The organism is Pantoea sp. ME81 (assembly GCF_903970985.1).
GTDB lineage: Bacteria > Pseudomonadota > Gammaproteobacteria > Enterobacterales > Enterobacteriaceae > Pantoea > Pantoea communis.
The window spans coordinates 1-14284 of record NZ_CAJCKS010000123.1 but is presented as its reverse complement, the minus strand read 5'-3'; the positions used below and the strand labels follow the sequence as shown (position 1 = coordinate 14284).

9 protein-coding genes and 3 pseudogenes are annotated in these 14284 nt (G+C 48.0%); 10 read left to right on the top strand and 2 right to left on the bottom strand.

What is annotated here, in order from left to right; genetic code table 11:
* Positions 1–234, top strand: a pseudogene (locus H7A81_RS27555) (IS4 family transposase); the annotation flags it as partial.
* Positions 235–280: 46 nt separating this feature from the next.
* On the opposite strand, the gene dtpA reads toward H7A81_RS27555, so the two are convergent.
* Positions 281–1789: a dipeptide/tripeptide permease DtpA gene (gene dtpA / locus H7A81_RS19250; RefSeq protein WP_182058430.1), complete on the bottom strand. Its 1509-nt coding sequence runs from the start codon at positions 1787–1789 to the stop codon at positions 281–283.
* Positions 1790–2441: 652 nt separating this feature from the next.
* On the opposite strand from dtpA, the gene H7A81_RS19245 reads away from it, so the two are divergent.
* Complete coding sequence (locus tag H7A81_RS19245; protein ID WP_182058429.1) at positions 2442–3131, top strand: CTP synthase; 690 nt, start codon at positions 2442–2444, stop codon at positions 3129–3131.
* Between the two features lie 32 nt (positions 3132–3163).
* Here the strand turns inward: H7A81_RS19245 and H7A81_RS19240 are convergent, their stop codons facing one another.
* Positions 3164–4123 (bottom strand): zinc-dependent alcohol dehydrogenase family protein, encoded by a 960-nt coding sequence (locus H7A81_RS19240; protein ID WP_255478997.1) that lies wholly within the window; start codon positions 4121–4123, stop codon positions 3164–3166.
* Positions 4124–4846: 723 nt separating this feature from the next.
* On the opposite strand from H7A81_RS19240, the pseudogene H7A81_RS27760 reads away from it, so the two are divergent.
* From H7A81_RS27760 to H7A81_RS19205, 8 genes and pseudogenes are all read left to right on the top strand, one after another.
* Positions 4847–5019, top strand: a pseudogene (locus H7A81_RS27760) (type VI secretion system tube protein Hcp); the annotation flags it as partial.
* A 353-nt stretch (positions 5020–5372) separates the two neighbouring features.
* Positions 5373–7895: a type VI secretion system Vgr family protein gene (locus tag H7A81_RS19235; RefSeq protein WP_182058428.1), complete on the top strand. Its 2523-nt coding sequence runs from the start codon at positions 5373–5375 to the stop codon at positions 7893–7895.
* Positions 7896–7897: 2 nt separating this feature from the next.
* Positions 7898–9499: a triacylglycerol lipase gene (locus H7A81_RS19230; protein WP_182058427.1), complete on the top strand. Its 1602-nt coding sequence runs from the start codon at positions 7898–7900 to the stop codon at positions 9497–9499.
* A complete protein-coding gene (locus tag H7A81_RS19225; protein ID WP_182058426.1) occupies positions 9496–10593 on the top strand; it encodes a T6SS immunity protein Tli4 family protein in 1098 nt (365 codons plus the stop codon). Before H7A81_RS19230 ends, H7A81_RS19225 begins: the two co-directional genes overlap by 4 nt.
* A 238-nt stretch (positions 10594–10831) precedes the next feature.
* Positions 10832–11272: an inner membrane protein YiaA gene (gene yiaA / locus H7A81_RS19220; protein WP_058962385.1), complete on the top strand. Its 441-nt coding sequence runs from the start codon at positions 10832–10834 to the stop codon at positions 11270–11272.
* 344 nt (positions 11273–11616) lie between these two features.
* Entirely contained in the window at positions 11617–11871 is a 255-nt protein-coding gene (locus H7A81_RS19215; protein WP_182058425.1) for a PAAR domain-containing protein, read from the top strand.
* Between the two features lie 2 nt (positions 11872–11873).
* Positions 11874–12992 carry a hypothetical protein gene (locus H7A81_RS19210; RefSeq protein ID WP_182058424.1) on the top strand — a complete coding sequence of 373 codons (1119 nt, stop codon included), beginning with the start codon at positions 11874–11876 and terminating at the stop codon, positions 12990–12992.
* A pseudogene (locus H7A81_RS19205) lies at positions 12989–14284 on the top strand (type VI secretion protein VasK); the annotation flags it as partial. The gene H7A81_RS19210 and the pseudogene H7A81_RS19205, both read left to right, overlap by 4 nt.

The window sequence follows — 14284 nt, the reverse complement described above, 5'->3', positions numbered from 1 at the left end:
GGATACTGGCCTAACCAGCTCAGCTTCAGGGAATCGACAGCGTGGGTGATGAAGCTGCTCTGGACACTCGAAGGCGCTTCGCCTGGGCGAATCCCGGAACTGGTAAAGGACGTAAGTTCGATAGCAGAGATGGTCAGACTGCCGGGACGACGGGAGCGCTCGTTCCCAAGGGTGGTGAAAGAGAGACCCTATAAATATCCGACAGCAAGAAGAAAAAATGCCAGTCAGGCTTAACTGACTGGCATTAGGGCGTTTGCCCGGCTTATTCACATCACCTTCATTACTGATTGGCGTTAGCGCTTTTCAGTTCAGGCTGTGAAGCATCACTCTGCGTCATGCGGTTCAGCAGTGGCGCGGTGATCAGCATCAGAATAGCGATCACACCGGTCGCAATACCAATCTGCTGGAACACATGGCTGTAAACTTCCAGTGAAGCATGCGGATCGGTCACATTATTCGGTACGGCCATCAGATTCGCCACTTTACCGGCAATCATTGCAGCACCCGCCGTGGTCAAGAACCAGGAACCCATGATGAAGCCCATCAGACGCTGTGGGACTAACTGCGCCACCATTGCCAGGCCAAGACCGGAAATCATCAGTTCGCCCACACTCTGCAGTGCATAGCTGATGATCAACCAGTTCACAGACACAATACCGGCATCGTTAGCGAATTTGGCACCAAATGGCAGCACCAGGAACGCAGCAGAGCACAGCACCATACCAATCGCGAACTTGTGTGGCATAGGCAGTTTGTCGCCCAGCTTGTTGTAAACCGCTGCCAGAATCGGGCTGGCCAACATGATCCAGAACGGATTCAGTGCCTGGAACTGTTCTGGTTCGAAGGTAATGCCCAGAATGGCATGCTCAACGTTACGAATAGCAAAGAAGTTCAGTGAGGTTGGCATCTGCATGTAGAGCACGAAGAACACAATCGCTTCGAGCATCAGCAGGAAGGCGACGATCATTTTACGGCGTGCTGCACCCTGCAGGGCAAAGGCTTCTTTCGCGAACACCAGCACGATGCCGATGGCAATCACGCCCAGTGCCATACGCGCAATGCTTTGGTGATGCAACAACCAGGCGGCAATGGCAACCAGCGCCACCACACCTACCAGCGTCATCAGCAATTTGCTGACATTCAGTGGCGCAAAGTCCGGTTTAGAACCGTAGTTTTTCACCAGGCGCTGGCAGAACAGGAAGTTCAGTAAGGTAATCACCAGACCCACCACGGAGAGCGAGAACGCTGCGCCCCAGCCGTAATGTGCAGCCAACCACGGTGTCAGCATCATCGAGAACAGAGAACCGATGTTGATCGACATATAGAACATGGTGAACGCACCGTCGATGCGCGGATCATCTTTCTCGTAGCAGGTAGACAGCAGAGAAGAAGGGTTGGCTTTAAACAAGCCACTACCCACGGCGATAGTCGCCATACCGACGTACACCATCGCAGTGTCATGACCTGAGAAGGCGATCAGTGCATAACCGAGCGCCAGCACGATCACGCCGAGCACAATCACGCGTTTGGTACCCAATACTTTATCGCCCAGCCAGCCGCCAATCGCGACCATGCCGTAAACCAGGGCGCTGAACGAGGTGAACAGGGTAATGGAGTCCGCTTCGGACATGCCCAGCTGTTTCACCAGGTAAACGGCCATGATGGCTTGCAGACCGTAGTAGCCGAAACGCTCCCACAATTCGATGGAGAAGATCAGATAAAACGCTTTCGGTTGCTTGAACGCGTTGAGGCTTACTGCCTCGTCAGTGTGTTTGTTTGCAGTTGACACGTGTACCTCAGTTTATACATAGCCTGTTTTACGACAGGAATTAAGTCTGCGTCGGGCTGAGTAATCCCGCGCAACATTGTTATTAGAAAGGAAAAACGGCGCCTAATTTGGCTGAATCAGGCCAACAGGGCAAGCATTTTTTGCACGCTGAAATACTTGTAACAGGTAGGGTTAATGCCGTTATAAGAAGTTGTAAATCAGTGTTAAATATTGCTGTGTGGCATTATATCAGAATAATCGAGCTAACTGGAGATCCTTAGGATCATTTTCCTGATATAAACCGCTTAAGGTGCATTTTACAGAATATAACGCTATAGATGATAATTTATACCAATATAAAGACCATGAATGTACATTTACTAAGCACAATTGCTTGATAGTTGAGCGTAATAGGCTGACTTAAGTTTCCAAATGGCTAATTTGTTGATCCTGCGCACAAAATTACGAATTAATTAAAACCGTAAAAGAAGTAAACGATTGCGTGGTCAACATCCGTCGAGTTAATCACCACAAAGAGGAATGTTTTGCCGTATAAAAAGCAGGCTATAACCAAAATGCGCGCAAACGAAAGTGAGTGATATCGCGCTGAAATGCGCTTAGACAGGTCGTGATGTTTGCTGTAACCTCGTTTTTTCCCTAAAAGGACGTAGCCATGACGCAGTCAGTTCGTGTCGCCCTTGTTGGCGATTACCGTGCCAATGCCGTTGCACATCAAGCCATTCCTCCTGCTGTACAGTTTGCCGCAAAATCCCTCTCGCTCGACGTCACCGCCGACTGGATCGCCACCCCAGACATCCATCAACACAACTGGAACGATTACGATGCCATTTGGGTGGTGCCGGGCAGCCCGTATCTCAACGACGAAGGTGTCTTTGCGACGATCCGCTGGGCGCGTGAAAACCACAAACCGTTCCTCGGTTCGTGTGGCGGTTTCCAGTATGCGGTGGTGGAGTACGCCCGCAATGTACTGGGTTGGGAAGATGCCGGGCATGCGGAAACCGATGAAAGTGGGCGCTGGGTGATTGCCCCGCTGGCCTGCTCGCTGGTGGAACAGCGTGGCACGGTGACTTTCGAAGCGGGTTCAAAGATTGCGCAAGCTTACGGCGCGCTGGAGAGTGATGAAGGGTATCACTGCAATTTCGGTGTGAACCCGGAATTTAGTGACGCGCTGGCCACTAATAATCTGAAGATTACCTCATGGGATTTGGATCGTGACGTACGCGGTGTTGAACTGAACGATCATCCGTTCTTTGTCGCGACGCTGTTCCAGTCAGAACGGGCGGCGCTGCAAAATCGGCTATCCCCGCTGGTGGTCGCCTGGCTGCAGGCTGCGGCTAAATAATCGATTGAACAGAGAGGCTGCTTAGCCTCTCTTTACTCGTCCAGACACAGCAGGGGTTTGCGCGTGCGACCCGACTGGTGATAACTCTCAATAGCCGCGCGCCACTCGCTCATTGGGAAAATTTCCACCTCACCACACTCGCTGTCGCGCAGCAACGGCCAGAGTTCTATGAAAAGCTGCTGCCACGGTGCCGCGCCAATATCGCCCAAGGTGTGCCGCACATGAAACCAGTGCAGCACCGGGCGGGTAGCATTCACTTTTACCGGCGTGCCGCTTAAGACTCCATACGCCACAAAGTGCGCGTGCTCAGGTAGCGTTCGCCAGATCAACTGCCCCACATCGCCGCCGACCGCATCAAACACGATATCGGTTTGCGCACTCACTGTTTTAATCGCATCCCGTTCGTTGTCCTGCAACGCAGTCAGGTCGAGGGCGTCCAACTTTTCTGCATGTGTTGACGAGCGATACACCATCACCACACGTCGTGCACCGTGCAGCTTAGCCCACTGGGCCAGCAACAGTGCGCAGGCGGAACCACCGGCAGTGATCAGGACATTTTTACCGCTGACCGGCCATTGCTGCAGCATCAGCAAAGCGGCCAGCGGATTGATATAGGCGCGCGCGGCCAGCGTATTCTTAATATCCTCAGGTACCGGAATAGCGAGCTGTGGATCGATATCCACATAATGTTGCCAGCAGCCTACGCCACGCAGCGGTAACACGCGTTGCCCCACTAAATGTGAGTAAGCATAGGGCGCGGCGATCACGGTGCCCACGCCTTCGTAGCCAGCGACCTGTGGCGGCGCGACACGATGACGATAAGCACCGGTAATCGGGATCAGATCAGATGCGTTCACTGGCGCATAGTGCATTTGCACGCGCAGCAGGTCAGCGGAACAAGGGAATAAAGAGGAGGATTCCAGCGTCAGTACATCAACAGGATCGCCAAACTGCCGATACCAGAGCGCGAGATTGCGATCCGTTATCGGCATGGACTCAGACTTCGGTTTTGGCGTCGAATTAGGATGGTGAAGTCCTAAATAATCATTATTTAATGTCATGAGGTTTTAGCTTAAGGACGATTTCTTATAATTCTACATGACCACTTTTGCTTTTTTCCATTAATAGCAACCCGCTAATGCAATGAATTATATCCTTTCGGTTAAAGCCCAGATCTGCCGGCATCTCTGATAGAGAGGAAAATGTGTCCCAAACTGAGTGCTATTTGTGAAACAGAGATAGCGGTGGCGCTTTCCCCCCTCAACCTCGGCAATGTGTACCGGGCGCAACGATCACGGCAATCGCCCCTCCAAAATAATCCCTCAGAGAAAGTTGTTATATTTGCTTACTGGTTTGTCCTCATTTGAATGAAGTGACCGCCTGAGAATAAATTTTCTCAAAAATTTTTTTCAGATATTTCTGACTAAATTATGAGCCATCTAACAATGACTTAAAGCCAAATTTAAGAATTTCCTTATAGAAATCAGCAATAAGAGATCGTATCAGGATGTTGCTTTAGGTCCATTGATTACTTTATATTCGTGCGCGAACTTACAGGAAAGGTCGGGTCTTAATGCTTTTCTCCACTATTTATACGATTGAATTATAAGTATGGTTTATCAAACTGGGGCTTTGAAAGTCCGTTCCAATTTATGCCAGTGCCTGCAGTCCGCAGGGGCGCATAAGTCAATCGAGCTTGCCCGCTCGTTCATAAGGAGAACGCAAGGGTGGTGAAGGTTAACCCTGTGATGCACGACATCAAGGGCACTTATAAAAAGAAGCACAACGACCTGGAGCAGATTGAACTGCGCAGCGAATAAAAACCTGGACTTACAAGGATGTCAAAATCATTCATTCCAATTCATTGCACGAACGCGCCTTTGCATAAGCCCGTGTGGATGGTTCACTGTCCGCTTTTTCAGAGGTTCGCCTGCGCGCAGATACGCCTCTGAAAAATATACCGATTTACAGATGCCTCAGACCTTATAGGCCTCGGTTAACGGCCAGGGGCGGTAGCGTGCCTGAAACAGAGTGTGAATTTATCAAATTTAGTAGTCGCAGCAGCCGCATGACAATCACTGGCGGCGGTTTTTCCCTATGGTAAAGCATGCGATATCGGTGACGTTAATCCCTGATAGCTTGATAAAGAAGTAATTATCGGCAATCAAGAAATAAAAACATTACTGACGTTATTCTCTCTGCAATTAGTGGGAGACATAACAATTCGTCATCAAGGAGAGAATGACAATGATCCCCTCTGGCCTAATAGAAAAAACAGCATCGGCAATTTCCTCTACGCTCAATCGATATTCTTTATTGATTCCAGCCTGCAATTCACCGATTGATGTGGAAAATCTTACGGGCATGGAAGCGCTGAGCGAGAACTACCTTTACAGCGTGATGTTCACCAGCCCGGATAATGACATTTCACCAGACCGGATGCTGCGCAAAGCGGTGACGCTGATTATGGGCATTGGACCTCTGCAGAAATTCGAATCGCAGAAGATTGTTCACGGTTATATCACCGATTTCCGTCGTCTGACGGGTTCCGCAGACCAGGTCAGCTATCTCATTATTATTGAACCCCGCTTTGCGCTTCTGGATAAACAATACCGCTCACATCGCTTCTTTGTGAATAAGTCGGTGCCGGAAGTTGTCAGTCAGGTCCTGGATGAGCATGGTTTTCAGGGGTGGGAATATGAATTCAGCCTGAAGCATGACTACCCCAAAAGAGAGCAGATTAACCAGTATCAGGAGAGTGACCTGAAGTTTATTCAGCGCCTGCTGTCTGAGATCGGCATCTTCTACTACTTCACACTTCAGCCCGATACGCAGACTGAGGTCGTACGGTTTGGTGACGCGCAGAGCGCTTATTCCGATCAGAAATCGCTGCCGCTGAACAGCCCCTCGGGTCTGGAAGACAACGCACAGGAATCCGTCTGGCACCTTAATCTGACCCACAACGTAGTTGAAGCGGGTGTGACAGCAAAGGATTACAACCATCGCGAGGCACAGCGCGTGCTGCGGTCGGTGAAGGCCGATATGACGCGGGGTGATGGTGACAACATCTCTTACGGGCAGGTTTATCACTATCGTCCCCGCCATCCTTACAGCGGCGATAAGTTTGCTCCGGAGACCGAGACCGCAAACTTTTATGCCCGTCTCGATCATGAACGTTTTCTTGCCCGGCAGACGCTGATATCCGGTATTTGCAACGATGCTTTTATCAGCCCCGGACATGTTTTATCTGTTACCGAAACAGGCATACCCACGTTGCCTGCACAGCTGCAGAGTCCCGTTTTAATCACCCAAATCAATGTCAGTGCGAGCCGACGTTCAGCCTTCCAGGCCACGCTGAATGCCGTGCCTTACAGTGAGACGCTTTGCTGGCGTCCCGCACTGCCTGCTCGTCCTAAAGTCAGCGGCACCATGACGGCGCGTGTGACCAGTGCGAAAGACAACGACATCTATGCCTGGCAGGATGCATCCGGGTTATACCGAGTGGTGTTTGATGCGGACGAGGAGGGTAGAGAGCGCGGCCTGGAAAGCATGCCCGTTCGCCTCGCGAAACCTTACGGTGGAGATATGTACGGCTTCCACTTCCCACTGATACAGGGGACGGAGGTGGCAATAGCGTTTCGTGAGGGAGACCCGGATCAGCCTTATATTGCTCATGCGCTGCATGATTCTCGTCATGTTGATCACGTCACCGAGAAAAACAGCACCCGCAATGTTATCCGTACGGCAGGGCTGAATAAACTGCGTATGGAGGATAAGCGTGGTGAGGAGCATATCAAGCTCAGCACGGAGTATGGGGGCAAGACGCAGCTGAATCTGGGGCACAATGTCAATGCACGGCGTGAGCTTCGTGGCGAAGGTGCAGAATTGCGCACTGATAATCATATCGCTATCCGTGGTGGCAAAGGCGTGTTTATCAGTGCGGATATTCAGCCTCAGGCACATGGGAAGATGTTGTCGATGCAAGATGCTCTTAGCGAACTTCAAAAGGCGCAGCAATTAACTGAGTCCTTGCGAAGTGCAGCAGAGATGGCAAAAGCCGAATTGGCGGATTTACAAACCCAGAAGTCGCTTTTGAGTGATGCCATCACCGAGCTTAGGCAGTCTGCGTTACTACTCTCAGCGCCTGGTGGCATCGCGCAGGCCACGAGTAAAAGTCTGCAACTGTCAGCAGGTGAAAACCTCATTGCAACCAGCGGTAAAAACACTGACTTCAGCGTAATGAAAGCTTTTACGGTGGCAGCGGGCGAAAGAATCAGCCTGTTTGCACAAAAGCTGGGACTGAAGTTACTAGCAGCTAAGGGGAAAGTCGAAATTCAGTCTCAGAGTGATGAGATGTTGCTGGACGCATTCCAGGATGTACGCATCAGTAGTAGCGAAGGTAAAGTCATCATTCGTGCAAAACAGGATATTTTGCTGGTAGGTAGCGGTGGTGCTTATTTGAGAATAGGAAACGGTGAAGTAGAGAGCGGTGCCCCGGATAAAATTATTCAGCGCGCAGCAGTATGGCAAAAATTCGGAGGTCAAAGTGCAAGCGAAATGTTTAGTTCCTGGCAACAGGGTAATTATGAACTCAACACGCAACTCATCCGGGCAGGAACTAAAGAAGCGGTAAAAAGTCATCAGGGGAATGTGATTAGTGATCTCGGGAAGACATTAGCTACTTCAGATGGTGCAGGAAAAATAGCTCATCAAAACTTTCCTGACATTGCCAGCATCAATTTAAACTTGAACAAGGAGCGTTAGTTATGTCTCAGGAAAAAACGATACCAATAATTGAGCCGACATTTGATGAGGATGGTAATGCTTGTTATCAGTTGTTTAGTACGCATAAAGAAAAAAACATTTTACAGCAATGTGTCGTGTATCCAGATCGGGTTATTCCAGTCATTTTTATACCGGGTGTAATGGGCAGCAATTTAAAAGATAAGAAAGGTAAAAAAATCTGGAGGCTTGATAGTAATCTCCAGATTTTAGGCGACTGGTTTAAAGAAAATGCGGCAGTCCGAAAAAAGAAATTAGACCCTAATGAAACAATAGTTGATGATGGCGGAAATATTATCGGAAAATCAGAATCCCATTTGCTCAAAACTCGCCGGCAGCGAGGATGGGGAACTGTGGGATACACAAGCTATGCCACTTTTCTTGACTGGCTGCAGAACACGCTTAACGACTTTGAAAACACCCTCTCTAACGAGCGCGTGATTCTACTGAAATCTATGCTGAAAACAGAAACAGGTGATGTCTCACTGAGTAAAGGTGAGGTGGATTTGACTTACCGTTACCTTTTTCCGGTATTTGCCATGGGTTATAACTGGCTGCAGTCAAACGGTGATTCAGCAATTGCATTGGCTAAATTCATTGACAAGCAAATTCAGTTTTATCGGCAGAAGGGCCGGATGTGCGAGAAGGTGATCCTGATTACGCATTCCATGGGGGGGCTCGTTGCCCGGCACTATACTCAGAACCTTGGGGGGGCAGCCAAGGTTCTGGGAGTGGTACACGGCGTGATGCCGGCACTCGGAGCCGCAGCGACTTACCGCAGAATGAAAGCCGGGACGGAAAATGGCTCAGGCAACGTAGTTGGTTGGTTGGGTGCACAGATACTTGGCCCAAGTGCGGAAGCCATGACCGCCGTGCTATCTCAGTCTCCCGGCCCTCTGCAACTGCTGCCGGGAAAAGCTTACGGGCAGCGCTGGCTGAAAATCAGGGATGACAAAACCACCCATGCGTTACCGGTAGCCGACCCTTACAGCGAAATATATCTGCAGCGGGATAAATGGTGGGGGCTGTGTGAGGATCAGTTTATAAACCCTGGCAAAAGCACTGACCCGGCAGACAGGGATAAAGATTGGCAAACATTCTCAAAAACAATTCAACGAGAAGTTAAGCCTTTTATCGAGGATCTCTGCGGAAAGTATCATCCGAATAGTTGGGCATTCTACAGTGCGGATATGACGTACCGGGCTTATGGTGACATCTGCTGGCGCGCAAATACTCCTCGTGCAGAAGCGTGGCTGAATCGCAACCGTCAGCGTGACGGGCTTGCAGCTCGCGCGCTTGATAAAACGGAGATGTTTGAGAAACGAAGCGTTTCTTCCCCCCTCTTAGGTAGCGGCTGGGCAACGGGCATTCATCAGACTTATCAGCTTTTGCCAGCAGAAGAGGCTGGGGACGGGACGGTTCCAGTACGATCTGGGCGTATTGCTGAACATCATTTGCAGGCGCGTTTTCAGATTTCCGTTTCACATGAGGCAGCCTTCCAGAACAGACAGGCGCAGAAGTTTACCTTGAGGGCGCTGGTGAAAATCGTTCAGCAGATAGAACAGACCGCGCTGAGGTATGAATGAGTATTAAAAAAACAATCATAACGCTGGTGCTGCTGGCCACCGGTTTTACCAGCTGGTATAGCTACAGATGGATGCCGCCGAGAATAAATCTGACCACTGAGGAGCACAATAACGTGACGCACTTTTTACAGGGAATGGCCACTCGATGTCTTGGACGTTATCTGATAGACCTACCCAATACATTCGCCACTTCATCAGATCAGGTTATAGCATATGTTAACAAATCACCGCTGAATTATAAACGCATCTATCCTCCGGCTTTTAAACAGAAGATCCGTTTGAGAGAAATTGAATTATCTGCCACAAAAACATTACGCCCACAGGATATGCCATTTTTGAAGGCTATCCATTCTTTACCTGATGGCATGCAGGGCGTTATATTTGAACGAAATGAAAGCACCCAGATTCCTGATGCTTCACGTATCCTTGAGGCGCACCTCTATACCAATGGTGTTGCAGTAGAAATAACCATGGAAGCCGATAATGGATTATCGTCGCGCTATGATGAAGAGCGAAAGCAGACCCCCGAAATCTACGGTAATACCGTTCCGCAAAAACTGATTGAGCTGACTAAGCTGCTTAAGCGCATTTCCGGCAGGAAAGAAGATGACATACCCAACAACCCCGGTTTTTGCCTGCCAGAATTGTTCATTAAGGATGGTGATAGCAAGCAAAAAGAGCGCTATGGTTTCCTTTACAAATCATCAGAATTTCCCGCATTAGATTTTGATTTTGATAGCGATAACTACATTGCATCTGATGATTCCCTGCTGGAGAGAAGTGCCATGATGGAGCGCAACATCAAGCGAGCCGAAGGCAATACGATCGCCAGTGGACCCCGTAACATCAATGGATTGTATGCAGAACAGTGGCTGGCAAAGGGATTGCTTAGTGACACCTACGGTGAAAAAGCCCTGCGATTTGTCATTAATATCAATGAAAAAACGGCATCGCCCAAGCATCCAATGTTATCTCTGACGTTCCTGCAGCAGGGCCTTGAGGGCGAGGGACGTCTTACAGAGGCCGAAGCTGTAAGTATCTGGCAGCAGATTACCGACACTATCCGTATCCGCCCAAATGCGATAGCAAAATAGCCTGCTTTACCTAATCATTAGTACAACCGCATGACATATATGTTTTTTTGCACTGAATGTCGCCTGTCTATTGCCAGACATTCTCCCATTCAATCCAAATATTTTTACTGTTTTTAGTCAACGGCTGTTTGAAAAATGTACGCAGGGCGCAATGCCCTGGCGCATTGGTCTGGATTTAATTCCGGCGGCAGGTCTTTTTAACATTTTAACTTATTTTCAATAAATTAAAGGAAATCCTATGAAGACGCAGAACATCCCTGTTTCACCCGCATTTATCGCTATTTCCTGGATTGCCATGATCGGCGGCAGTGTGGTTTATTTGGCCGGTTTGTGGCATGCAGAGATGGAGCTAAATGAAAAAGGGTACTATTTTTCTGTGCTGATTTTGGCGCTGTTTGCTGCGGTTTCATTGCAAAAAACGGTTCGCGATCGCCAGGAAAATATCCCCACAACTCGCCTTTATCACGGAGTGTGCCTGCTGGCATTTGGTCTTTCAGTTGCGCTGCTGGTTATCGGATTGGTGAATGCAACACTGATGCCTAGCGAAAAAGGGTTTTACGGTGTGTCATTCTTCATGGCGCTATTTGGTGCAGTAGCCGTGCAGAAGAATACCCGTGATAACCAATTCACAGAACAAGGGATACCGGTTAATAATAACGCTGAGAATACTTTGGAGTAATGGCTGTCGGGCGGTGATGCGCCCGATTCGAATTATACAATTAAAGATTGTTCATATTTATTTTTATTTGGCCATTACACCTTTTGTTGAGAGTATGCACATTTAATAGAGTATGCAATTATGATTGACAGGAATGCCGTGGTTCAACTTTTATGCGATCACGTTTTTGTATACTATCGATATAGTGAATAAATAAGTTTAAACTAGTCAACCCTTAGTCGTAATTATGCAACAAAGTATATTTTGCGGTTATTTATTATTTTAAACTATTCACTTTTGTATTTCATGGTTTATTCATTTCCGTTAATGCTTTATCTCACCATTTAAAATAGGAGGAAAAGTATATGCCAGCACTGACTTGCTTAGGAGATGCAACCACACACGGCGGTAAGGTTATATCAGCCACATCAACAATTTATGTGGAGGGTGTACCGGTTGCATTAGTTGGAGATTGCGTTTCATGCCCACTGCATGGTTTTAACCACATTCAACAAGGTGATCCTACAATGTTCGATCAGGGTGTACAGGTGGTTGTACACGACTGCATATGTGAATGTGGTTGCAAAGTTATCAGCTTTCGAAATGAGATGATTGAATAAAAATGAATTGGCCGATTCCAGACATCCCACATAAGAAAAGCTTAAAGAAACCATCCATTAAATTCTTGACGATTGTTTTTATTCTTTTGATTTGCTTAGGTGCATTAACTTCAATTTTTCTGCTGAAAGTTCATGATTACAGAGATATAATAATCAATGGTTTGCTACCTTCAGGGTTGATATGGCTATGTCTCGTGGGAATTATTTGGTTTCGCTATGATCAATCTTCCAATGCAGCTATATTATGGGGTATTCAGACTCAACTTACCAAATCTCATTGGCAGCGTTGGGCTATGTGGCAAAGGCCGATTATAGCAAATATAATCTTGTGTCCTGAAGAAAATGGAAGCGAAGCTTTAATTGGAGATCCTTCTAATATTCCAGCATATCCGGTTAAATGCAGGCATCTACACCACGATTTTTTGAATTTAAGCTCTAAGTTTATTTTTTTAGATGAAAATCTGGAAAGACAATGCCCTGGTTATCGAAATAGTCTTTATGACATCATTTTACTCAAAACAGAAAAGCATGATGCATCTCATATTTCTGAGGCTGTATTTAAACAATGGGATATTGTCCCTAATATTGTATCTGTAACTGACCAATACTTTTCAGGTTCTGAATTCTGTTCGATTAAAGAAATGGCACTGATGATTACTTTACAGGATTGGCCTAACTCTGTTGAATGTGGGTATAGTGAATTCATTAACGCAAGTCTTATATGTTCATCAGAAATGATCAAGAGTGATTCATTCCTTGTCAAAGCAGGTGTAGGGAGATTTTTGCATTCAAACTCTCTGACGAAATCACTTGATATTCTGACAGAGTATAACAGGTTGGAGGCTTCAGAAATGAAGCATGTATGGCTTTCGGGAGTTGAGGAGGCTGATAAGATTACAATCGTACGCTATGCTGAAGAAAAAAAATGGGCACTTCCTTCTCGATATCCATTTTTGGTTGTTAATCATTCATTTGGCCCGCCAGGACCACTATCCTTTCCTGTTTCTATTTCATTATTAGTTGATGCTGCAATTAGAACGGGAGAAACTCAATTATTAATATCAGGTGGCAAGGATAAAGCCTATTCATTTTGTCTGATTACAAGGAAGTTGTTTTTATGACATCAACAGCTTCGCCGGTCATTCGGCGTTTTAGTGTAACAGGATATTCAATATTAGTCGTGGCGCTTGCATGCGTAAGTGCATTCCTGATCACTACTTTCAGAAGTGGTATGGATATCTTAGGCGTAAATGTTGAATATGTTTGGTTAATCTGGGGGATGTGTGTAATAGCTTTAATAATAGCTGTCTTTACTCTTCATTTTTCTCAGAAAAAGTCAATTGGCGAAGAGCAGGAGCAATATTTACCTCAAAAAATAATTGGGCACGACAAGCAATTAGATAAGAAAAAAACCACTTCAACTGAAAATCACCGGATTATTCTTCAGCATCTCCATTATGCTCTCCGCCAACAACACGGCCGTCTTTGGAATTTCAAAGTTCACATCCTTCTCATCACGGGCAGCGTGTCAGACGTTGAACGCTTGGCACCTGGCCTGACCAATCAACTCTGGCAAGAGGACAGTGGTACGCTGTTGTTGTGGGGCGGCGATCCCGCCTCTCAAACTGATGAAAACTGGCTGATTGCTTTAAAGCGTCTGCGTCGCCGTCCTGCAGACGCGATAATTTGGGTGACTTCTGCTGCTGACCAGCTTAACGACATTGGCGGGTTGCCCACTACTGCGCAACCTTCCAGTGCCGCGATGGATGCCACCGCACATGCCTTATCGGCTCGCTGCAATATGCTCGGCTGGCGACTGCCGCTGTTCGTCTGGTCATTGCATACACGGGCTGGAAAGCAATCTGGCCGTATAACTCAGGCCGTTGGGTTCCAGACTTCCACAACCAATAATCACGATGCATTGCTCGCGGCACTGGCGGCGGATCTCATCGCGCAGGGGACCCAGCAGGTGGCGGGCTCGCCGCAGCATCACTTTTTGCTGAGCCTCGCGGACCAGCTGGCGCGTGTGCCTGAATCGATAACTACGCTGCTTTCTCCGCTGCAGAGTGTTCATCGCTCTCTGCCGCTGGCGGGGATGGTGTTCAGCCCGCAATCGGAAGGTACGGCACTTACGGTGCCACACCATTGGATACGCGATAACCGCTGGGATGCGCTGCCTGCGTCTTCAAATGAACTCCCTGCTCATCTTCGCCCGTCTCGCTATGGCATGCAGTGGAATCGCATTCTCGCCGCAGCCGCCTGTGTGCTGGTGGTACTGTGGGGAGCAGGAATGCTGGTCTCTTTCGCCGCCAATCGCAGCATTATCGGTGATGCCGTACAGGTGACTGAAAACGCTTCTGACAGCAGTCAGTCTTTAAAAAAACGGCTTGCTGCGATGGGCGTGCTTCAGGAT

Bases quoted from the DNA above. Each gene is read 5' to 3' on its own strand.
- H7A81_RS19215 (WP_182058425.1), top strand. From the start codon at position 11,617: ATGCCAGCACTGACTTGCTTAGGAGATGCAACCACACACGGCGGTAAG.
- H7A81_RS19240 (WP_255478997.1), bottom strand. From the start codon at position 4,123: ATGCCGATAACGGATCGCAATCTCGCGCTCTGGTATCGGCAGTTTGGC.
- yiaA (WP_058962385.1), top strand. From the start codon at position 10,832: ATGAAGACGCAGAACATCCCTGTTTCACCCGCATTTATCGCTATTTCC.
- H7A81_RS19210 (WP_182058424.1), top strand. From the start codon at position 11,874: ATGAATTGGCCGATTCCAGACATCCCACATAAGAAAAGCTTAAAGAAA.
- H7A81_RS19230 (WP_182058427.1), top strand. From the start codon at position 7,898: ATGTCTCAGGAAAAAACGATACCAATAATTGAGCCGACATTTGATGAG.
- H7A81_RS19235 (WP_182058428.1), top strand. From the start codon at position 5,373: ATGACAATGATCCCCTCTGGCCTAATAGAAAAAACAGCATCGGCAATT.
- H7A81_RS19245 (WP_182058429.1), top strand. From the start codon at position 2,442: ATGACGCAGTCAGTTCGTGTCGCCCTTGTTGGCGATTACCGTGCCAAT.
- H7A81_RS19225 (WP_182058426.1), top strand. From the start codon at position 9,496: ATGAGTATTAAAAAAACAATCATAACGCTGGTGCTGCTGGCCACCGGT.